The sequence below is a fragment of the Chryseobacterium sp. HNCC26DJ238 genome, from assembly GCF_057180465.1.
The window spans coordinates 140,227-162,226 of sequence record NZ_JBXUGI010000003.1; the positions used below are offsets into that span (position 1 = coordinate 140,227).

At 36.3% G+C, this 22,000-nt stretch carries 17 protein-coding genes; 5 read left to right on the forward strand and 12 right to left on the reverse strand.

Going from position 1 to position 22,000, the window contains the following annotated elements:
- Positions 1-32: 32 nt before the first annotated feature.
- A complete protein-coding gene (locus AC2A07_RS03720; RefSeq protein WP_484049268.1) occupies positions 33-1,157 on the reverse strand; it encodes a DegT/DnrJ/EryC1/StrS family aminotransferase in 1,125 nt (374 codons plus the stop codon).
- A gap of 156 nt (positions 1,158-1,313) precedes the next feature.
- On the opposite strand from AC2A07_RS03720, the gene AC2A07_RS03725 reads away from it, so the two are divergent.
- Positions 1,314-2,918, forward strand: coding sequence for a S8 family serine peptidase (locus tag AC2A07_RS03725; RefSeq protein WP_484049269.1), 1,605 nt, complete (start codon positions 1,314-1,316; stop codon positions 2,916-2,918).
- A gap of 124 nt (positions 2,919-3,042) precedes the next feature.
- Here AC2A07_RS03725 and AC2A07_RS03730 read toward each other — a convergent pair whose 3' ends face one another.
- On the reverse strand, positions 3,043-5,577 hold the full coding sequence (locus AC2A07_RS03730; RefSeq protein WP_484049270.1) for a phosphoenolpyruvate carboxylase: 2,535 nt from the start codon (positions 5,575-5,577) through the stop codon (positions 3,043-3,045).
- A gap of 862 nt (positions 5,578-6,439) precedes the next feature.
- Between AC2A07_RS03730 and AC2A07_RS03735 the strand changes: the two genes are divergently transcribed.
- From AC2A07_RS03735 to AC2A07_RS03750, 4 genes are all read left to right on the forward strand, one after another.
- Positions 6,440-6,724, forward strand: coding sequence for a hypothetical protein (locus tag AC2A07_RS03735; protein WP_484049271.1), 285 nt, complete (start codon positions 6,440-6,442; stop codon positions 6,722-6,724).
- Between the two features lie 122 nt (positions 6,725-6,846).
- Complete coding sequence (locus tag AC2A07_RS03740) at positions 6,847-8,010, forward strand: iron-containing alcohol dehydrogenase (RefSeq protein WP_484049272.1); 1,164 nt, start codon at positions 6,847-6,849, stop codon at positions 8,008-8,010.
- Positions 8,011-8,183: 173 nt separating this feature from the next.
- Positions 8,184-8,642, forward strand: coding sequence for a lipocalin-like domain-containing protein (locus AC2A07_RS03745; RefSeq protein ID WP_484049273.1), 459 nt, complete (start codon positions 8,184-8,186; stop codon positions 8,640-8,642).
- A gap of 67 nt (positions 8,643-8,709) precedes the next feature.
- Positions 8,710-9,366, forward strand: a complete 657-nt coding sequence (locus AC2A07_RS03750) for a GDSL-type esterase/lipase family protein (protein WP_484049274.1) — start codon at positions 8,710-8,712, stop codon at positions 9,364-9,366.
- Between the two features lie 68 nt (positions 9,367-9,434).
- Here the strand turns inward: AC2A07_RS03750 and AC2A07_RS03755 are convergent, their stop codons facing one another.
- The 10 genes from AC2A07_RS03755 to purH form a co-directional block, all read right to left on the reverse strand.
- On the reverse strand, positions 9,435-10,787 hold the full coding sequence (locus AC2A07_RS03755; RefSeq protein WP_484049275.1) for a DEAD/DEAH box helicase: 1,353 nt from the start codon (positions 10,785-10,787) through the stop codon (positions 9,435-9,437).
- A 128-nt stretch (positions 10,788-10,915) separates the two neighbouring features.
- Positions 10,916-11,431 (reverse strand): hypothetical protein, encoded by a 516-nt coding sequence (locus AC2A07_RS03760; RefSeq protein WP_484049276.1) that lies wholly within the window; start codon positions 11,429-11,431, stop codon positions 10,916-10,918.
- Positions 11,432-11,442: 11 nt separating this feature from the next.
- Complete coding sequence (locus AC2A07_RS03765) at positions 11,443-13,086, reverse strand: ABC1 kinase family protein (RefSeq protein ID WP_484049277.1); 1,644 nt, start codon at positions 13,084-13,086, stop codon at positions 11,443-11,445.
- 55 nt (positions 13,087-13,141) lie between these two features.
- The gene (locus tag AC2A07_RS03770; RefSeq protein WP_484049278.1) at positions 13,142-14,185 is read right to left on the reverse strand and encodes a RelA/SpoT domain-containing protein; all 1,044 of its coding nucleotides are present in this window, start codon (positions 14,183-14,185) and stop codon (positions 13,142-13,144) included.
- A gap of 38 nt (positions 14,186-14,223) precedes the next feature.
- The gene (gene pheA / locus AC2A07_RS03775) at positions 14,224-15,060 is read right to left on the reverse strand and encodes a prephenate dehydratase (RefSeq protein WP_484049279.1); all 837 of its coding nucleotides are present in this window, start codon (positions 15,058-15,060) and stop codon (positions 14,224-14,226) included.
- A gap of 69 nt (positions 15,061-15,129) precedes the next feature.
- Positions 15,130-15,765 (reverse strand): ABC transporter ATP-binding protein, encoded by a 636-nt coding sequence (locus AC2A07_RS03780; protein ID WP_484049280.1) that lies wholly within the window; start codon positions 15,763-15,765, stop codon positions 15,130-15,132.
- Positions 15,752-16,429, reverse strand: a complete 678-nt coding sequence (locus AC2A07_RS03785) for a hypothetical protein (protein ID WP_484049281.1) — start codon at positions 16,427-16,429, stop codon at positions 15,752-15,754. The genes AC2A07_RS03780 and AC2A07_RS03785 overlap by 14 nt, the downstream gene beginning before the upstream one ends.
- Before the next feature lie 643 nt (positions 16,430-17,072).
- Positions 17,073-18,602: a glutamine-hydrolyzing GMP synthase gene (gene guaA, locus AC2A07_RS03790; protein WP_484049282.1), complete on the reverse strand. Its 1,530-nt coding sequence runs from the start codon at positions 18,600-18,602 to the stop codon at positions 17,073-17,075.
- Positions 18,603-18,879: 277 nt separating this feature from the next.
- Positions 18,880-20,118, reverse strand: a complete 1,239-nt coding sequence (gene purD, locus AC2A07_RS03795; RefSeq protein ID WP_484049283.1) for a phosphoribosylamine--glycine ligase — start codon at positions 20,116-20,118, stop codon at positions 18,880-18,882.
- 85 nt (positions 20,119-20,203) lie between these two features.
- Positions 20,204-21,718 carry a bifunctional phosphoribosylaminoimidazolecarboxamide formyltransferase/IMP cyclohydrolase gene (gene purH, locus AC2A07_RS03800; RefSeq protein ID WP_484049284.1) on the reverse strand — a complete coding sequence of 505 codons (1,515 nt, stop codon included), beginning with the start codon at positions 21,716-21,718 and terminating at the stop codon, positions 20,204-20,206.
- Positions 21,719-22,000: the final 282 nt, after the last annotated feature.

Consider the following 22,000-nt stretch of genomic DNA (forward strand, 5'->3'; position numbering starts at 1 on the left):
CAAAGATTTTCAACTTTGACAAAGTAGCGGCTTTACCCCATAAACTCCAACACAGCATCCGTAATATACTTCAGCTGCTCTTCGTCAAGTTCTGTATGCATCGGGAGGGAAATTACCTGCTCCAAAAGCTGATCTGTATTCACAAAATCTGCGTCGTTGCTTTCCTGATAATAGGCTTTCTGCTTTCTAAGGGCTACCGGATAATAGATCATGGCCGGAATTTCTTTTTCAGTGAGGAATTTCTGTAATTCGTTACGTTTTCCATTGAGAATTCTCAGAGTATACTGATGAAAAACATGAGTTGAATATTCAGCTCTTTTCGGTGTTAAAATATTTTCATTTCCGGCAAAAGCTTCATCATAATAATCAGCAGCTTTTCTTCTGGCATCGTTGTAAGAATCCAGATTAGGTAATTTTTTTCGCAGAATTGCAGCCTGAAGGCTGTCTAATCGTGAGTTGACCCCTACTTCATCATGGTAATATCTTTCGTACATGCCGTGGTTAACAATCCCTCTTAAACGGTGAGCCAACTCACCATTATTGGTAAAAATTGCTCCGCCGTCTCCGTAACATCCTAAATTTTTTGATGGGAAGAAAGAGGTCGTTCCTACGGTTGACATTGTTCCTGCATGTCTTACACTTCCGTCTGAAAAAGTAAACTGTGAACCGATTGCCTGTGCGTTGTCTTCGATGACAAATAAATTATGTTCTTCAGCAATTTTTAAGATTTCCTCCATATTCGCACATTGTCCGAAGATATGAACAGGAATAATCGCTTTGGTTTTTGGGGTAATCGCTTTTCTGATCTGTTCCGTTGAAATCGTGAACGTGTCATAATCAACATCTACCAACACAGATTTTAATTTAAGCAAATGAATAACTTCAACAGTCGCAGCAAAAGTAAAATCAGCTGTGATCACCTCATCACCTTCCTGAAGATCCAAAGCCATCAAAGCGATCTGTAAAGCATCCGTTCCGTTTGCACATGGGATAACATGTTTTACATCAAGATAGGTTTCTATCTCGTTCTGGAAAGATTTTACTTCAGGACCGTTGATAAATGCTGCAGAATCCATCACATTTAAAACCGCATTGTCTACATCATTTTTTATTTTGTAATATTGACTTTGCAAGTCAACCATCTGTATTTTTTTCATACGTAAATTTTATTTTCTAAGTTACATGCAATCACCACATCTTAATTATTCTCTTATGCAGTAATTTCATAAACAAATATTTTCGTAAAAATAAGGATTTTAAAATCCTTTCAAAAATTTTATTGAATTTGTTTTATCTTTATACAAAAGAAATCAATGAAAAAAGTTTTATTATTTTGTTTTTTAACGGTTTACGGAGTAGGTAAGGCACAAAGCGAACTGGTATTTGTCTATTTTAACAGCAAGCCTAACAAAGGCGCTTTCTATGCCAATCCGCTATCAGAGTTATCTCAAAAAGCACTCGACAGAAGAACAGCTTTGGGAATTGCACTGAACGATCAGGATGCTCCGATCGAACAATCTTATATTCAAAATCTCCAAAATTTAGGATTTACAATTACTGATTCTTCCAAATGGCTTAATGGTGTCGCCCTTACCGCTAACCAGGCTCAGGTCAATCTTATTAAAAATCAACCTTTTGTATCTGCGGTAGAAAGTTTTGCCAAAAACTCTTCTTTGGTTTTAAAGACCAAAAACATCAATAAATGGGAAAATTTTGACCAGCCTCAAAAGATTTTGACAACATTTGATTACGGATCAGGCTCTGAACAGATTGACCAGATCAATCTCAGACCGCTTCATCTTGCCGGCTTCACCGGAACTGGAGTAACCATTGCCGTGATTGACACAGGTTTTCCAACCGTTAATACAGGCTCTGCATTTTCAAGACTGTGGACCAACAACAGGATCAAAGGAGGCTACGATTTTGTCACAAAAACAACAAACATCTACAATCCGTCATTAAACAATCACGGAACAGTTGTTCTCGGAGCTATCGGAGGATATATTCAGAATACTTTCGTGGGTTCTGCACCCGATGCAGATTTTTATCTGTACCGAAGTGAAAATGCTGCAGTAGAAATCCCTGAAGAGGAAATGTATTGGATAGAAGCAGCCGAAGAAGCTGACCGCAAAGGGGTTGATGTGATTACAACATCTTTAGGATATTCAACTTTTGATGATCCAAAATACAGCTATACTTATGCCCAGATGAACGGAACGACTTCATTTATTGCAAGGGGAAGCCAGATTGCTGCCAATAAAGGAATTTTTGTTTTGATTGCTGCCGGGAATTCAGGACAGCAGCCCTGGCATTATATTACCACACCGGCAGATAATGCTCAGGTTTTCAGTATAGGATCTGTAGATTCTGCAGGATCATCTTCCGGATTTTCATCCTACGGACCGAACTCTGCAGGCGTGATAAAGCCTGACGCAAGTGCAAGAGGGACAGCAGCAGCAAGTGTAAATAACAATACCACGACATCCGTCACCGGAACTTCTATTGCTACTCCAATTGCTGCCGGAGGAGTTGCGTGTCTTATTCAGGCTTTTCCGGGAATGAACAGAAACCTGATGAAAACCCAGTTAAAGCAGACCGCTTCTCTATTCCCAAATCATACAGACCAGATGGGTTACGGCATTTTAAATTTCGGAAGTTTATACAACCTGGTTTTAAACACTTCTGATCTGGTTAAAAAAGAAAAAATAGCCATTTTCCCAAACCCTGTAAAATCAATTCTGAATATCGCAACTGAAGGTGATGTTGTATTGCTTGAAATTTATGATAATCTCGGAAGATCGGTTTTAAGATCTAACCATCAGAAGTCGGTCAATGTACAGGATTTCGCAAAAGGAACTTATTATCTGAAAATTCAGGTAAAGGATCAGATTTATTATGAAAAATTTCTGAAAGAATAATAAAAAAACAGCTGCTTAAAAATTAAGCAGCTGTTTTTCTATTTATTAAAATGTTTTAAAATCCGGTTCAGGCATTCTTGAAAATCACAAATTTGCCATACTGAAAACCGAGAATACGATTTTATTACGCAGAATTTCTGCTTGCATTAATATTTCCAAACAGTGACCTCGTTACCAGTTTTTCGTAAGCTTCTCTGTTGCCTTCTCCCTTTTGGATTTTCATTAAAGCATATTGCTGAATACTCAACAGCGGCAGTACAATTTTTTCACGGATCTTCACAGACTTTCGTGACAGCGGATCTTCTTCCTGCAGGAGTTTAAAACCGGTCAGTTCCAGCATGATATCTTTTGAAAGATTATATTCGCTAAAAAGCACATTCCAGAATTCACCAAATTTTGGATTGTCTTTAATATAGTAGGTCAATGGGAAGTACGATTTGTTCATACTCATCATCGAGTTCAGAACTAAAGTTTTAAAGAAATCGGAGCCTCTGTACAATTCTCTTACTTCATCAAATCTTCCCTCATCCTTCAACTGCTGCATGGCGAAACCGAAACCGAAAAATCCGGGAACATTCTGCTTCAGCTGAGACCATGAGCCTACGAAAGGGATTGCTCTTAAATCTTCAAATCTCAGTTCATTATCACCTCCACGTTTTGAGGGACGGCTTCCGATATTGGTTTTTCCATAGTACTCAAGCGTGCTCATCTCCTGAAGATAGGGAACAAACATCGGATGAGCCTTTAAGTCTGAGTATTTTTTGTAGCTGATATTGGCCAGCTCAAGAATAAGGGCTCTCTCTTTTTCTGTCAGGTCTTTTTTTGAATTTTTGAACACATCATTTTCTACTCCTGCAGTCAGAAGCTGCTCAAAATTATATTTTGCCTGTTCCTTATTTCCAAAAATACTGGTGATGGTCTGTCCCTGAATGGTCAGTTCAATTTTGTTATTGGCAATTGTTTTCCCCTGAGATGCATAGAAATCATGGGTCTTACCCCCTCCTCTTGCCGGCGGACCTCCTCTTCCGTCAAAAAAGACCACTTTAATTCCGTTTTCTTCTGAGAGTTGGGTAAGCACTTCTTTTGCTTTATAAATTTCCCAGTTGGCTTTCAGATAACCGCCGTCTTTGGTTCCGTCTGAAAATCCGAGCATAATAGTCTGCTGCTTCCCTCTTCTTTCAAGATGCTGCTTATAAACAGGATTGCTGTACAATTCAGTCATGACCTTCTCAGCATTATCCAGACCTTCCATGGTTTCAAAGAGCGGAACGATATCCATATTGATGTCCTCGTCTCTGTATCCGGAAATTTTAAAAAACGCATACACATTCATCACATCTTTTACCGCATCAGAATTAGATATAATATACCTATTCATTCCACGGGTTCCATTGGCAAACTGTATGTCTCTTATCTGAGCTACATTGATTAAAGTATCTTTTATGATGTCTTCGAAATCATCTGAATTTATTTTTTCTGAAAGCTGAATCAACTGATTGAATTTCTCAACATGAGTCACTTCAGATTCTCCAAATTTAGCTCTGTACACCTCATCAATGACCTGTTGATGAATTCTGCTGTCCTGTCTGATATCAAGTGTCGCAAAATGGGTTCCAAAGATCATAACACGGTCTTTGAAATTTTCAAGCAGATCCAGGAACAGAGAATTGTGTTCTTCAACCAATATTTTTTCTGCCTCATTCAGTCTTTTCAGAATATCTTCTGCGGTAATTCTTTCATTCCTGAAAATTGCAGTGTACAGTTCGGTACTCAACTGTCCCAAAACATCTGAAACTCCTCTGAAGCTGAGCCTTCTTCTGACGTCTTTCAGATTTCCATAGTATGATTTCAAAATTGCTGAGCGTAGTTCTTCCGACACTCTTTTGGTTACATCTGCTGTTACGAAAGGATTTCCGTCCCTGTCACCGCCCGGCCAGAAGCCAAGCTGGATCAAATCTTCATGCAGGTGAAAATGATCATTTCCAAAGGTTTTTTTGATTTTTGTAAACAGTTCGCCAATGGTGTCGTAGTATACGTATCTGAGATAGTAAATAATACTTAATGCTTCATCGATGGGTGTTGGTTTTTCTTTATTAACGAAAGGTGTTTTTCCAAGCTGCTGCAGAAGCATATCAATATTGGTAATTGAATCATCAGTGATTGATTTCCGTAAATCATGGAGAATTCGCTGTACCGAACTTGGATAAAACTGAGTAGGGTGAGCGGTGAACACTATTTTTACCGTAAAATCTTTTAATTTCTCCCGCACTTTTTCCAGTTTATGATCCTGTAACGAACGTTCAAAAAGATTATTGACGGTTCCGCTGTCGCTTTCAGAATGTAAATTCGGAAAGGCAGCATCCTCGATACTGTCAAACAAAACTACCTGTCTCTCGATATACTGAATAATTTTGAAAAGCAGTTCTAATTTCTGCTCTTCAGTTTCTAAACTGGTATGGTTGGCAAAGAATTCTTCTACAATCTGCTCAGGGGTCTTTCCTGCCTTGTATCCATCCTTGCTTTCTTCGTAAAGAAAGGGAAGAAGCATCCCGATATTCGTCATTTTATCATAGGGCAGGCTCATAAATAATGAATTATAGATCTGGAATTTATTTTCCACAATCTGCCTGAATTTTTCTGCTCGCTGGTCGTGTCTCATATCACAAATGTAATCGATTTTAAAATTTAATTGAGAGTGATCATCTTTAAAATGATATTAAATTTAAAATTTTAATAAATTTTTAACTATTATTTATGAGAAGTCGCACATATAATAAGAGAATAATTAAAAAATATAATCCTACCTTTATATTCTAATTTGTTTACAATCATACATTATGACTGAAAAACCATTATCTCAACAGAGTATAGACGAACTTTATCAAAACGAAGACAAGGCAAAGAAAAGTTTCCTGTATAATTCAGTTATCTTACTTTGCATCATTGGAATTTCAATTTTTATGACATCAGAAAACGGGTTTGGTTTTTACACGTTTTTTCCTGTATTTTTCAGCTATACTACTTTTTCATCATACTCCAGATTAAAAAATGTCCGAAAAGAAATTGAGTCCAGAATACTGCGTTTAAAAAATTAAAGGGTTTTAATTTAACGGGAATAAACTTGATCATGTGGCAATTTATTTTGTAAAATGACAGTATATTTTTTCATTTTCTGTATTTCCAACACTTCTCCCAAAAGAATGTGACCGTTTTCAAATATAGATGAAAGAAAAAGTGTTGCTCAATTCTTTTGTGAGTCACGTTAATGACTCATGAAGAATTTTAGCTTTAAAATTACTAATCAGACTACTATAATTTCATGAATAATGATTAATTAACACAAATAACATATCATTTACTTTTGAATTATTTTATTTTTTTTAATTTTGAATACCACAATATACATACAAAAATCATTGATTACCAGATAATTAAACAATCTACATTCATCAAACCGGGAATTTTATTTGACTTATAATACATTTTTTCTTAAATTTGTTTTCCAAATCAAAAGATATTACATGCAGAAGAAAATACTTTCAGATCAAAGTCTTGAAGAGTTAAGGAAGACTGAAAAAAAACATAAGTTTATTGTTCTATTCTTTACTATTTCTTTTTTTGTCATTACAGGAATTGCCATATATATGACATTAGAGAACGATATTAGCATTTTCACTGCATTACCACTTCTTTTTATTCCTGTTTTCATCTATGTGATTCTTCAGCTGAAAAAGGTAAAGGATGAAATAAAAGTAAGAACTGCTCATATTTTTCTTCAGAAAAAAATGCAGAACAGCACGAAATAATATCCGATAAATAGGGATAAATAAATTCATAAACAATACTATCAGAAGGTAAAATTTTACACTTTCGTTAACAGAAATTTAGTTTTTCAATGCGTAACTTTGGTCTGTATAAATACAGAACAATGCTTAATTTCGAGTTAAAAAATCCAACAAAAATACTTTTCGGTAAAGGTGAAATCTCCAAAATTTCAAATGAACTGCCTCTAGATGCTAAGATCTTAATGGTCTATGGAGGTGGAAGTATTAAAAAAAACGGTGTTTACGATCAGGTAAAGGAGGCCCTTAAACATCATGACCTTGTGGAGTTTGGCGGTGTTCCTGCGAATCCAGAATATGAAGTTCTGGTTAAGGCTTTAGAACTGATCAAGGAAAACAATATCAACTATTTGCTTGCGGTAGGTGGTGGTTCTGTAATTGATGGGGTGAAATTCCTTTCAGCTGCAGCTCATTATGAAGGTAATCCCTGGGAAATTCTGAAAAAACCTGTAAGAACACTGGAAGGTGAAGGTATGCCATTTGGCACAATACTGACCTTACCCGCTACGGGTTCTGAAATGAATTCAGGATATGTAATCTCAAGAAGGGAAACCAATGAAAAACTCTCATCAGGAGGTCCCGGATTATTTCCCCGGTTTTCGGTCCTGGATCCTGAGGTGATCAGATCAATTCCAAAAAAACAAATTGCCAACGGAATTGCGGATGCATACACCCATGTTTTAGAACAATATATGACATCACCCTCTTCTGCGGATCTTCAGGAAAGGATAGCAGAAAGCATCTTAATCAGCTTACAGGAAACTGCACCAACGGTCATGGCTGATGATTTTGATTATAATGCTGCAGGAAACTTTATGTGGTGTTGCACCATGGCTCTTAACGGACTCATTCAGAAAGGAGTGATCACCGACTGGGCGGTTCACGCAATGGGACATGAGCTTACTGCTTACTACGGAATTGACCATGCAAGAACACTCGCTGTCATCGCCCCTTCTCATTACCGGTATAATTTCGAAACGAAAAAAGAAAAACTGGCTCAGTATGCAGAAAGAGTATGGAAAATTACAGAGGGTACTGTAGAAGAAAAAGCAGAGGCAGCCATCAAAAAAATGGAAGAATTTTTTCACAGCCTTGATATTCAAACCAAATTGTCTGATTATACAGAGAATTACCAAAATACCGCAGAACGTGTTGAGAAAGCTTTTACTGAAAGAAACTGGCTTGGACTGGGGGAAAATAAAAATCTAACTCCCCAGGATGCTTATAAGATTGTAGAAATGAGCTACTAAACAACAGGATTATTTTAAAAACAAAATATTATTCTTTCTGAGGTTATCTCCACCGATTTGTCTTTAAATAAAGAAAAATTGTTTTTTTTGTAAACATAAGTTTAAAAAAGCTACATTTCATTATAAATATTTCAAATTTATTTATATTTTAGCACATTATTAAATTTGTGAAAATGAAAAAATACTTACTTTTGTTTGCCTTTTCAGCCTTAGCGCTTAGTTCTTGTGAGGATGATGATGTCCAAAACTATGAATTGGATATGCTGAAAGGTGAATGGAAGACGACAAAGTCGGAAGTTATTTCCGGAAAAGACAATAAAACTGTACTTTCGACCGATATACCTACTGGATGCAGTGCAAAGAGTACTACAGAGTTCAGAATTGATTATTACGCAGCTTATACCGCAATGACCGGGGTAGGAACTACCTGCACAAGTACTAAAACTGAAGGCTCTTATACCTATAATGCTGAAAACAAAGAATTAGTAATTAAACTGAATAATGATAACGAAACAAAATTGAAGGTCATTATCCTGAGCAGTACAGAAATGAAGCTGATGACACTGTCAGATAATATAGATCAGAACGGAGATACCGTCATCGATTACACATACATCAGCTATGTCAGATAAATAAAACAGACTCCCGAAATTTTCGGGAGTTTTTTGTTATATTTATTCCAACTAAATTTATATAACAATGAAGAAGATTTTTGCAGCATTTTTAGTGCTGACCTTTATCCTGCTTTTTTCCCAGGAAAAAAAACCAATGTACTGGCAGGACATCCAGAATTTCAAAAAAGCAGATCAGGAATCTGCACCACCTAAAAATGCGATTCTTCTGATCGGAAGTTCATCATTTACCAAATGGCAGGACGTATCCTCGTATTTTCCGGGAAAAACGATCATCAACAGAGGTTTTGGCGGCTCCCGATTAACAGATTTAAATGATTATTCAGAAGATTTATTAAATCCTTATCGGCCAAAGCAGATTATAATATACTGTGGTGAAAATGATTTTGCCGATGATGCTCAGCTGAAAGCCGGCGTCGTGGTGGAAAGATTCAAAACATTTTACAGAAAAGTACGGAAAAAGTTTCCTAAGATCGAGGTGGATTATATCTCAATCAAATATTCTCCAAGCCGGGAACATCTGTGGCCTCAAATGAAAGAAGCCAATAAGAGAATTGCGGAATTTATGAACAAAGAAAAGAACGCAGCATTTATAGATATCACAAAAGTGATGAATGACGGCAATGGCAACGTCAGAAAAGACCTATTTGTAGAGGATATGCTTCACATGACTCCTCAGGGTTATCAACTTTGGACAAAGGTTATGAAACCTTATATGAAGTAGTCTATGAGGGAATCACGAAAGATTACCTGACAAACTAAAAGCGATTCCGGAACCGGAATCGCTTTTCTTTATTTCTTTCTCTTGGATTTTGAGATTGCTTTCTGCTGTGATCTGTTGGCACCGAATTTTTTAGGCGCTTTTCTTTTGGTAGGTCCTCCCCAGTTTTCCTTCTTGTTTTTATCTTTTTTCTCGTGAAAGGCTCCCCCTCCGTCAAACAGTTTCCCCTGTGCAGGATTTTTCATCAATATAACATCCTCCTCTGATGCAATCTTTTTAGGGTTGATCTTCACTTCTGACGGGAAATCAATATATCTCAGTTCTTTATCCATCAGTAATTCGATGTCAAGTACCAGAGTTTCTTCCTTTTTTATCACAAAAGTAATTGCTTTACCGTCTTTATCTGCCCTACCAGTACGACCAATCCTGTGAATATACTGTTCCTGTACTTCCGGAGTTTCAAAATTGATGACATGGGTAATGTTTGAAATATCGAGACCACGAGCCATTACATCAGTGGTGATCAAACCTCTGATCTCTTCATTTTCAAAGCTTTTCATTGCCTTCAACCTGTAGTTTTGAGATTTATTCGAGTGAATGACATCAAATTCTTCAGGAAAAAGTTCTTCTATTTTCGTCAGCAGTAAATCGGCATTCTTTTTATTGTTGGTAAAAATCAAAACTTTAGACATATCTTCATTGTTCTTCAACAAATATTCTAACAAATTGATTTTTGTATTAAAGTTTTCCACTTTATAGGCGGTTTGCTCAATCTTCTCAAGAGGAGTCCCCGATTTTGCCAGTGAAATTTCAATAGGACCCGCAAAATACTGGGCAAGCATTTCGTCAACGGCTTCTGTCATCGTAGCAGAAAACAGGATATTCTGCCTCTTTTCTCTCATCATTTCGAAGATATGGGTCAGCTGCGGTCTGAAACCAAGGTTAAGCATTTCATCGAACTCATCAATAATCAGCTTTTGGACTTCTCTCAGGGAAATTGCATTATCAATAGCAAGATCCATGATCCTGCCCGGAGTTCCCACTAAAATATCACAACCGTCATTGAACAAGAGCTTTTGCGTATTGATATTTTTACCACCGTAAATTCCGATGACCCTTGCAGTGATATTTTCTGTCAGTTTTTCAACGATTTCGGATACCTGAACCACTAATTCTCTCGTCGGAACGAGAACAACAACGGTCGGATTACCTGTTTTATTGTATTTCCAGGTCTTCAGTACCGGCAAAAGATACGCTAACGTTTTTCCGGTTCCCGTCTGCGCAATACCCATCACATCCCTTCCGGAAAGAATAGGCCCGATACTTTTCTCCTGAATTGGAGTTGGCTCAAATAAATTTAAATCTGCTAAAACATCAAGAACTTTAACCGGAAGGTCAAAATCTGCAAAAGTGAGTTTTTCCATTTTGCAAAGATAGGCAATTAATTCGATTGTAAATTTGGTTCCAAAACAACCTTATTTTTATCAAAAATCTATTTATTCTTTTCAGTGAATCTATAAATCTAACGACAAACAGAATTCGTTTTGATGAACTATTTAATCCTGAAACTTTTAGTGACCAACTGAATATCATCATTCACAAATTCACTTTTCGTAACAATGACGAAACCTTTTTTCCTGGGATCCTTTACAATTGGAAACGCATCGCTCTCCCATTGGGAACAATGAGTGGAGATAGGCTCGAGAAGAGGTTTCCAACCTTCTTTATTAAACGTATAAACATAAAAGGGATGCCAACAGCTCGTACACCAATTTGGATAGAATCCGATATCGTCTTTTCCATCACTATTTAAATCTTTAAGGTTATAGAGTGTACCGCTTTTTGCGGGAGAAATAGTAAATGACTTTAATTTTTTGTCACTGAAATAAATAACAGATTCACATTTTCCATCACATTCATCGTTGCAATCCTGAAGCTTGATATAGGCATATTCTTTAGTTCCGTTACCGTCAAAATCTCCTAAAAGACCTTCATCCCTCTTTTCCTGAACGCTTATCAGTAGAGAAAAAAACACTGAAGTGATCGCGGATACTAATTTAATCATCATCCTGTATATTTTTATTTTCTGGTAATCCTCAGTAAAAGAATCACAACAAGCAAAACTGAAAAACAAAATCCTAAAACCGCCACCAAAGACATTTCTCCGATTCTCGGTCCTGACTCTGAAACAAAAACAATCGCAGTTGCAATAATATTTGCACCTAAAATCATCGCTAAAATTAAATTGACAATACTTGATTTAATCAGCTGATTCGTTTTTTCAATATTTTTGATCTCACTGGATATCGTAAATTTATTATCATCCAGTTTCTGTAATACTGAACGCATTTCTTTCGGAATTTCATCCACGTTATCTGTGAAGTTCATTAGTTTATCCATTCCGGATTTGAAGAGTTTTTTCGGACTTATTTTTCGGGTAAGGATTTTTTTCGTGTAAGGATGAAGGCTTTTCACGATATCCAGGTCAGGATTGATGGTTCTTCCTACTCCTTCTATCAGTCCGATTCCTTTGAAAAGAAGATAAAAATAATCGGGCATGTACAGCTGATTGTCTTTCAATACATCTTTCATTTTGTTGATGATGGTATTCGGATCGATATCTTTAAGGGAAGTACTGTGAACAAAATTCAGAACTTCTTCTACATCGTTTTCAAATCTTCGTTCATCCGGAATCTCATAACTGACGGCCATCTTTTTTAAAGATCTTACGATTTTATTAGAATTCCTGGCAACAAAAGCAACGATTAAACTTTCCAGGATCTCCTTATCATTGGGCTGAATTTTGCCAACAGCACCGAAATCAATGAAAACCACTTTTCCATCTTTTCTGACAAGAATATTTCCGGCGTGCGGATCTGCATGGAAAAAACCGTAATCTAAAATCTGAGAAACGAACAGTTTCAGTCCAACTTCAGAAACCACTACCGGACTGATGTTATGCTCTAATAATCCGGCTTTATCAGTAACTTTTATTCCGTCGATAAATTCCATACACAACACATTGTTGTTGGAAAACTCGTCATATAATACGGGGACGTATGTTTCTTTATTATTTTTAAAATTCAGAGCAAACTGCTTAATATTATTTCTCTCATTCACAAGGGAAACCTCTTCCAACAAAGATTTTTCAAAGGTAGCAATGGCCTGTTTCAGATTCAGCTTTGAACCGATTTCGGAATATGTTGAGATCAGTTTTACCAAATCTTTGATCAGCAGCAGATCATCTTCAATAACACTTTGAACATCTGGTTTTTTGATTTTCAGAATAACTTCTTCGCCTGAGATCAGAGTTCCTCTGTATACCTGTGCTATAGATGCGGTTGCCAGAGGTTTTGCAATAATTTCTGAAAAATGGTCTTTAACGGAAATATTAAATTCATTTTCCAAAATTTCCTCAACATTCATTTCGACGGTTTCTACCCGATCCTGGAGTTTCTGGAGTTCCTGAATCAATTCGGGTGGAAGTAAATCTTCACGGTTACTGAACGTCTGTCCGAGCTTCACAAAAGTCGGCCCCAGTTCCTCAAGAACCAGTCTGATCCTTTCATGAACCGTTCCTTTAGAAATGATTTCATCAGGCTGAGCAGAACCTTCTTCAGGTTTCTTACCCATTCTGGCAATCATATCTTTGAATCCGTATTTACTTAAAACGGAGATTAAACGAGCAGATCTTTTCAGCTTTCGCTGTTGTTTGTCAAACATAATTTTAAGATATTATCTAATATATTCAAAAAGGTTACAATAAATTTAAAGATTGCTACTTCACTTTTATATACCCTCTCTCTAAGCAATTAGTATTCATCTTTTCAATTGCTTGAATAAATTCAGATGTATCTAAAAAATAACTTGGATAGGCCTTTTTTAACATTTTTAATGATGATGCAGAAACTAAAACAACAGCATTTTCATTTTCTTTTATACTTTTTTCTAATCGCAAATATTCATTTGTAGCACCTTGAAATTGGTGTTTATTGTAAATTTTAATATGAACTGACATATTTATCAAATCAATATTTAGCAAATAATAATCTCCAGGAAATTTATCCGTTTCAATTCTATTAGTTGAAACCCTTATAGCTTTAAGCTTATTAAGAATATTTAAATCCGTACAATAATTATAACACCTTACCATTAGTTGTTCCATAAGAAGTTTTTCGTGCTCTTCCATAACTGGAAGTTTTTCTTTCATAGCAAATAGAGAGCTAACAACTTTAAAGAAATCCAACCACTCATCGGGACCTTGGTTTGACTTTAAAGAAGTCTTTGTTATAATTCCAGCTGTTTCAACAGCTGTTGCCCAATTATGTTGTAATTTTGTTCTAATTTGTAATTCAATTTTTAATTCGTCATACTCTTCTTTAGTTGAGGAATATTTATAAATATAATGAATACTTCTGTAACCAGTATTTTTAGGCTTCTCTACATAATCAACAACTTTTTCCAATTTATGAATACTTCTTTGAGATATAAGAGCATTGTGAAGTTTATCCAATTCTTTAACATCTCTTAAAACAGCACGATAACCACCAATATCTTGCATCCCACCTAATCCCATACTTGGATTTAAATCTAGCTTATATTCTATTGATGTTAAGCGTTTAAGTCTCTGTGAAACAAGTTTTGGTTCGATATTAATTTTAGATAGTAATCTTACAAGACTATTTTTTAACACAACTAATGGATGAAGATGATTAGTTCTCCAAATATTTATTATATTTAATGCTTCTTCAATTTCTATATCAGATTTAGATGTAATCAATTTTTCTCCAGCTTTGGAAATTTGTTTTCTGCTAAACTTCATTATTAAAAAGCATTAAAAGTAAATGTAAATAAACAAATCTATTCTGCAAAGACATATTCATCATAATGTCCTAAAAATTTCACAGTGGATCCTAAAGCAATGATCTCATCAATGGCATGCTGAGATAAAACGGGATGCCATTCGCTGGCTACATTAATGAAGAAAAAGTAATTTCCCAGACCTGTCTTTAAAGTTCTGCTTTCTATTTTGGAGAGGTTCATTTTTCGCCATGCAAATACAGAAAGTACCTGGTGCAGCCCTCCGGCATGGTCTTCAGGAAGTGTGATGATAAGAGACGTTTTTTCTGATGTCTTTGGCAGAGGAAGCTGTAATGCTGATTTTACTTTGGATATAACAATAAACTTGGTATGGTTCTGTTCGAAATCCTGAATATTTTCGTGGATAATCTTTAATCCATAAAGTTTTGCAGAATACCGGTTTGCAACGGCTGCCCATTTTTCGTTTGGATTCTCAGAAACGAGTTTAGCTGAAGCAGCGGTTGAATTATAATCCTGCGACGGGATATCCTTATAATGATCATATCTGAAATGAAAAGTCTGGGCCAATGCCTGTGGATGAGAAATGATCTTCTCAAAACCATCATTACCGGGATGAATCATCAGATGATGGGCAATGGGCATTACCAGTTCAGTCTCTATATACACATCAAAATCATAAAGGTAATCCAGTGTCATGGAAACCGTTCCTTCAATCGAATTTTCCAAAGGAACGACTGCCTTATCCACTTCATTATTCTTTACTGCATTGAAACAGTCAAGAATACTTGACTGAGGAATTAATTCTTCATCCGGGAAAATCTGTGAGGCTGCCAACTGCGTAAAACTGGCATGGGGGCCAAGAAATGCTATCTTCATTGAACAAATGTAGAAAAATAATCATAAAAATGTCCGGAATAAGCTTTAAAACTATGAACTCATCCATTCTTAAAATTTAAAACTGCGCAGCTTATCAAAATCTGAGTGCTCATATATCTCTTTAATAATGCCTTCTTCCAGAATTGCAATTTTGTCGCAGGTATGAAATAAAGTTTCAATAATATGCGAACTTATGACTGCTATTTTATTTTTATTTTTCAGCTCACGGATGATTTCGTACAAAATATGAACGCCTTCAAAATCGACTCCGTTAAAAGGTTCGTCAAGAATATTTATCGGCTTATCGAGCATCAGCATTCCCATCAATGCAATTTTCTTTTTCATTCCGCTGGAGTACTCCTGTACAAATTTATTGAGTGGCAACTGAAATTGTTTGATCAGTCCGTTAATCGATTGAGATCCGTCTCCAGAGAAATACTCTAAATACTCTTTTCCTGTAATGTACGGATAAAAGTAGTTTTCAGTTTCGAGATAAGAAATACTTTTTCTTTTGAGTTTTTCATTATTCCAAAGAATTTCACCAGTGTATTTTTGATTCTGATACAGCGATTCAAACAATGTCGTTTTCCCGGCTCCATTTTTTCCCAATAAGCCGATAACAGAACCTTCTACTACATTCAGATTCAGATCTTTTAATACCTGTTTATCCTTAAAACTGACTGATAGGTTTTTAATTTCCAACATACATTCTGATATTTTGTTTCGCTTGTCTGAGATTCTTAAAGATGATAAAAACAGCTGGAATGACCAATATACTGCAAAAAAAGTATTCAAGAAAAACGATCATACCGTAATTATTTCCTTTTTCTCTGTAATGATAGAGCTTATATTTTCTGGTGAGAATCAAAAGCAGATAAAGATTCATAAATATCATATAATATAAAAGGTATATGCTTTCTGTACTATTTAAAACGGTAAAAACTAGATAAACCGGTGCTAAAAGAATATTGAAAAAGAGCATATTTTTTTGAAGCTTAAATCTGAGATCATATTTTTTAAAATAAATTTCCAGCATTTCTTTGCTCTCATTGGGTTCAAATAAAGCTCCTATAAAATCAAACATAAAAATCCCGAACAGGATAAGACTGGCCTGATTATATGAGGACAGGATGAGAATGATGTAGCCTGATATAAACACCAATGTATTTTTTCTCAGATAGCTTTTCCACTCAAACAGAAACGTTGGAATCAAATTCCATTTCAGTCCGAAACGGATTTGTTTTTTGGGATAGAAATAGGCAAATAAACCTAAAGCCGCTAAAAATAAAAAAGCATACCTGTCTATTCTGTAATTGATATTCGCCATCAAAAAGATAAAATAAATGAGCACTGATTCCAGCACAATCATCCATCTCCAATTTTTTATGAACACTTTTTGCAGAAACGGAATATCCTTTCTGTTAATATGAAAGATAAATACAAGAACAAAAAATAAAAATGGATACAGAGCTGTTACTGGAAATTTCACCACCATCAGACAGCCAAATATCAGAAAGGCAGGAAGACTGATTTTTGGGTTTAAATTAAACAGTCTTAGACTTTGATTAATCCTGAATTTAAAATGGATAAGAAGCTTTCTCAATGCCTAAATTTAAAGTTTTGGGTTGTTTATTTAAAAAAATTTAATGTATTATAGAAATCTAAGGTAAGAAATATTTTAGTCAGATCGTAGGGATTTTAATTCAATTTAATACACACAGCCTTGATAAGCTGATATGTTTAGGGTATATAATCTGACATCAATACTTCACAAATATTGATGAATTCAACTGTTTTTTTTCTTTATTGTATTTTATATACAGTTCCATGCATCATTTACAACTTTATCTCTTTCAGAATAATGATCTTTTCCTGGTTTTTGTCACATCCGAATAAACCAGTAAAATACCTACGATTGAAATATTTTTCATGCGCTTAATTTTAAGATTGATATCCATAAAACAAAAAATCCCGCCAAATGGCAGGATTTATATTAAAATTCAAGTCAAAAATTACTCCCATTCAATGGTTGCAGGTGGTTTGCTTGAAATATCATAAGCTACTCTGTTGATTCCTCTTACTTCATTGATGATCCTGCTTGAAACCGTATCTAAAAATTCGTAAGGAAGTCTGCTCCATGTTGCGGTCATAAAGTCGATGGTATTGGCGGAACGAACCACAGCAGTATATTCATACGTTCTTTCATCTCCCATCACGCCTACTGATTTAACGGGAAGAAGAACAACAAACGCCTGAGAGACTTTCTCATACAAATCATTTTTGTATAATTCTTCGATGAAGATGTCATCAGCTTCCTGAAGGATCTTCACTTTTTCAGCGTCTACAGCTCCTAAAATTCTGATTCCCAAACCTGGACCCGGGAAAGGATGTCTGTGTACCAAATGATGAGGAATACCCAATTCTTCACCTACTTTTCTCACTTCGTCTTTGAAAAGTTCTCTTAAAGGTTCCAACAACTCAAATTCCATTTCTTCCGGCAGTCCTCCAACATTGTGGTGGGATTTGATTACTGCTGAAGGTCCGTTGACAGACTGACTTTCGATCACGTCAGGATAAATGGTTCCCTGCGCTAAGAATTTAGCCCCTTCAATTTTATGGGATTCTTCATCAAAAACATGAATAAATTCGTTTCCGATGATTTTTCTTTTCTTTTCAGGATCGTCTACTCCTGCCAGTTTTGATAAAAATCTTTCTTTCGCATCAACAAGTTTGATGTTCATGTGGAAATGCTCTCCATAGTTTTCCATTACTTTCACATCTTCATCTTTTCTTAACAGTCCTGTATCAACAAAGATACATTGCAGCTGATCTCCGATTGCCTTATGAATCAGAACCGCAGCCACTGAAGAATCCACCCCTCCTGACAGTCCGAGGATCACTTTGTTATCACCTACCCTTTCGCGGATTTCTTCAACGGTCTTATCAATGTAATTGGTCAATTTCCAGTTCTTTTCTGCATCGCAGATGGCAAAAACGAAGTTTTCAAGCATTTTTCCGCCTTCTTCCGTATGGGAAACTTCGGGATGGAACTGTACGCAGTATATTTTTTTATCTTCATTGGAAATTGAAGCCACAACTCCTGATTTTGCGTTGAGTTCAAAACCTTCAGGCAGTTCTCCCACTTCGTCAAAGTGACTCATCCAGACTACTGAGTTTTGGGTAACCCCTCTGAGTAGTGAACTTTCTTTTACAATATCAAGATGAGCTTTGCCGTATTCTCCTTTCTGTCCTTTGTGAACTTTACCTCCTAAAAGGTGAGCGGTGAGCTGCATTCCGTAGCAGATTCCCAAAACAGGAATTCCCTGTTCATACAATTCTTTTTCAACCAGATGAGCATTTTCCGCATTTACAGAACTTGGTCCTCCGGAAAGAATAATCCCTTTAGGCTGTCTCTCCAATATGGTTACTAAAGGTGTATTGAAAGGTAAAATTTCAGAATACACGCCCATCTCACGGATTCTTCTTCCGATAAGCTGGTTGTACTGAGATCCGAAATCTAATATGATAATACCGTTGTGCATTTTTATAATTGATAAATGATGATTGATACTTTATAAATGTAATGAATAATCAGTAATAACTGATCCATTCACCGGGTTTCACCCGGAACCGTCTGTCTTGCCCTTCCTGACTGCTGCAAAGCATTTGTGACTGTTTTCTTTCTCTTACTTTTTCCTGTCCTCTTCTTAGGAATCAATCTGATGAGATAGTTAGTAGCCTTGATGGAAGAGATCAGGTTAAACTTCCGGCAGGTTCCCGGCTTCTAACAAAAAAGCCCCGAAAAATCAGGGCATTATATTAAAATTTACCGATGTCTTCTCTGTAAAAACTGTAATCAAAGTGAACGTGAAGAGCATCTTCATATACTTTCTTTCTGGCTTCTTCGTAAGTAGCTCCGGTGGCCACTACATTCATCACTCTTCCACCGTTAGAAACTATTTTATCTCCTTTTTTGACAGCTCCTGCACACAACACCTGACTGTGTTTTGCTTTTTCTATTCCTGTAATCTCAAATCCTGTTTCAATGTTTCCAGGATAACCTCCTGAACACATTACCAGGCAGACCGCTTTCTCATCCTTGAATTTAAGGTCAAGCTCTTTTCCGTTCATACAGTCGTTGATAACGTCTAACAGATTATTTTCCATCAAAGCCATCAAAACCTGAGTTTCAGGATCGCCGAATCTCATATTGTATTCTAAAAGATACGTTCCGTTTTTGGTAACCATCAATCCGAAGAAGATGATTCCTTTAAAACTGAAACCTTCTGCTTTAAGACCGGTAAGGGTAGGTTCTAAAATATTTTTTTCGAAATCAGCGGTATGTTCTGCAGTAAATTCCGGGCTTGGAGCTACTGAACCCATCCCTCCTGTGTTAGGACCTTTATCACCGTTCCCTGCTTTCTTGTAATCTTTTGCAGCGATACACGGGAATATTTTATCACCATTGGAGAATGCAATAATTGAAGCTTCAAAACCAACCAGATATTCTTCGATCACTAAACGGATACCTGCATCCCCATAGATTCTGCGGATCATAAAGTCATGAATGGTCGCTTCAGCTTCTTCAAGCGTATCGCAGATCACCACCCCTTTTCCGCCTGCAAGACCGCTTGCCTTGATCACCAACGGATATTCCTGAGTCTGTACGTATTCTTTAGCTTCGTTGTAAGAATCAAATACTACAGCTTTTGCTGTTTTGATATCATAGGTCTGCATAAATTTCTTTGAGAAAGCTTTGCTTCCCTCAAGGCTTGCCACTTTCTGGTTAGGACCGAAAACTTTTAGATCATGTTTCTTGAATTCATCCTTCAAACCTGCAACCAGAGGAGCTTCCGGACCTACAATCGTAAGATCCACCTTTTCCTTGATCGCAAAATCTCTCAATTCTTTGATCTCTGACATATGAACATTCTGCCCCATTGCATCTGTAGATGCATTTCCGTTGGCAAAAAACATTTTAGTAACTCGGTTGTCTTTCTGAAGTTTTGCTGCCAGTGCAGATTCTCTTCCACCTTCACCTATGATTAATATTCTCATACTTTATTTATTATCTAGTCTAATTTACAAATATATAATTTTGAATGCTATAAATACAATCGCCCATTACTATTTTAATTCAATTTTAATGAAAGAAATGTCTTACACCGGTGAACATCATTGGAATTTTATGTTCATTGGCAGCATCAATACTTTCCTGGTCTTTTACGCTTCCACCAGGCTGAATAATGGCAGTAATACCTTCCTGAGCGCAGAAATCTACGACATCACGGAAAGGGAAAAATGCATCTGAAGCCAAAACAAGATCTCCGGTGAATTTCTCCTTTGCTCTTTCGATGGCCTGCTGAGTTGCCCAGATTCTGTTGACCTGGCCACCTCCGATTCCGAATGCCTGAATACCGTTTGAAACAACAATTGCATTTGATTTTACATATTTTACGACTCTCTGAGAGAATAATAAAGCTTTCTGCTGCCCGTCAGTAGGCTGAGTTTCAGTGACCACTTTGATATCATCTGAAAAAATACTGTCGTTGTCCTGAACCAGGATTCCACCGTCCACCTTCACCCATGTCTGCTTGTCTGAAACAGGATTAACGATTTTTATAATTCTTACATTTTTCTTTTTTCTTAAAATATCGAGAGCATCCTCATCAAAATCAGGAGCCATGACGATTTCCAGGAAAGTTTTGTTTAATTCTTCAGCTGTCGCAGCATCAATCCTGAAATTTGCGGCAACAATGCCTCCGAAAATAGAAACAGGATCACATTCAAAAGTTTTCCGGTAAGTTTCTAATGCTGAAGTTCCGATTGCAACTCCGCAAGGGGTAGAATGCTTAACGGCACAACAGGCCATTTCGTCTTTGAATTCGGTCACTACTTTCCAGCAGAGATCCATATCGCGAAGATTATTGAACGACAACTCTTTGCCTCCCAACTGCTCGAAATCTTTCATTGCACCGTTCTCAAAAGTAGAAACATAATACGCTGCAGTCTGATGTGGGTTTTCACCGTATCTCAGGTCAGAAACTTTTTTATAAGAAGCACTCAGGTACGTAGGATAATCTTCCTCAAGAAGCATTCTTGAGATTGCAGCATCATAAGCAGAAGTGAGATTAAATACTTTTCCTGCCAGTTTCTTACGGGTTTCAATGAAGGTATCACCGTTCTGCTCCATTTCGATTTTCACTTTCGCATAATCTTCCACGTCGGTAATTACCGTTACAGAATCAAAGTTTTTAGCCGCTGAACGAAGCATTGACGGACCTCCGATGTCAATGAATTCTACCTTTTCATGTAAAGAAATATCTTTGTTGACATTTTCAAAAAAAGGATACAGATTCACAATCACCATATCAATCAGACCAATATTGTGCTCCTGAACGGTTTTCATGTGCTCTTCATTTGATCGAACTGCCAGTAAACCACCATGAACTTTCGGGTGTAAAGTTTTCACTCTTCCGTCAAGCATTTCAGGAAAATCAGTTACCTCATCGATCTGAATCGGATTCAGTCCAGCTTCTTTCAAATGTTTGAACGTTCCTCCCGTAGAAATCAATTCATAATTCTGAGATTCTAAAAACTGTGCGAATTCAGTTAATCCGCTTTTGTCAGAAACACTGATCAAAACTCTCTTGCTCATAGATTTTTTCTTTTTTTGAAGTGAAAACCGCAGTATTACGATTTTCACTCATTTTTACTTTCATTTTGCATAAGGTTTTATCCTATGCCTGTCCTTCCGGACTTTTCAATTTTACTTTTTACAGCTATTTCAAACTGTAGACCGGTTCTTTCACCTCCGATCTTTATTTTTACTTAGATTTTTCAGTTTTCAGTTTTTCAATATAACAATGTATCAATTCAGTAAATGTAACAATGTTGTAATGTTATCAATTTAGCAGTGTATCAATGTTTTAAATGTAAC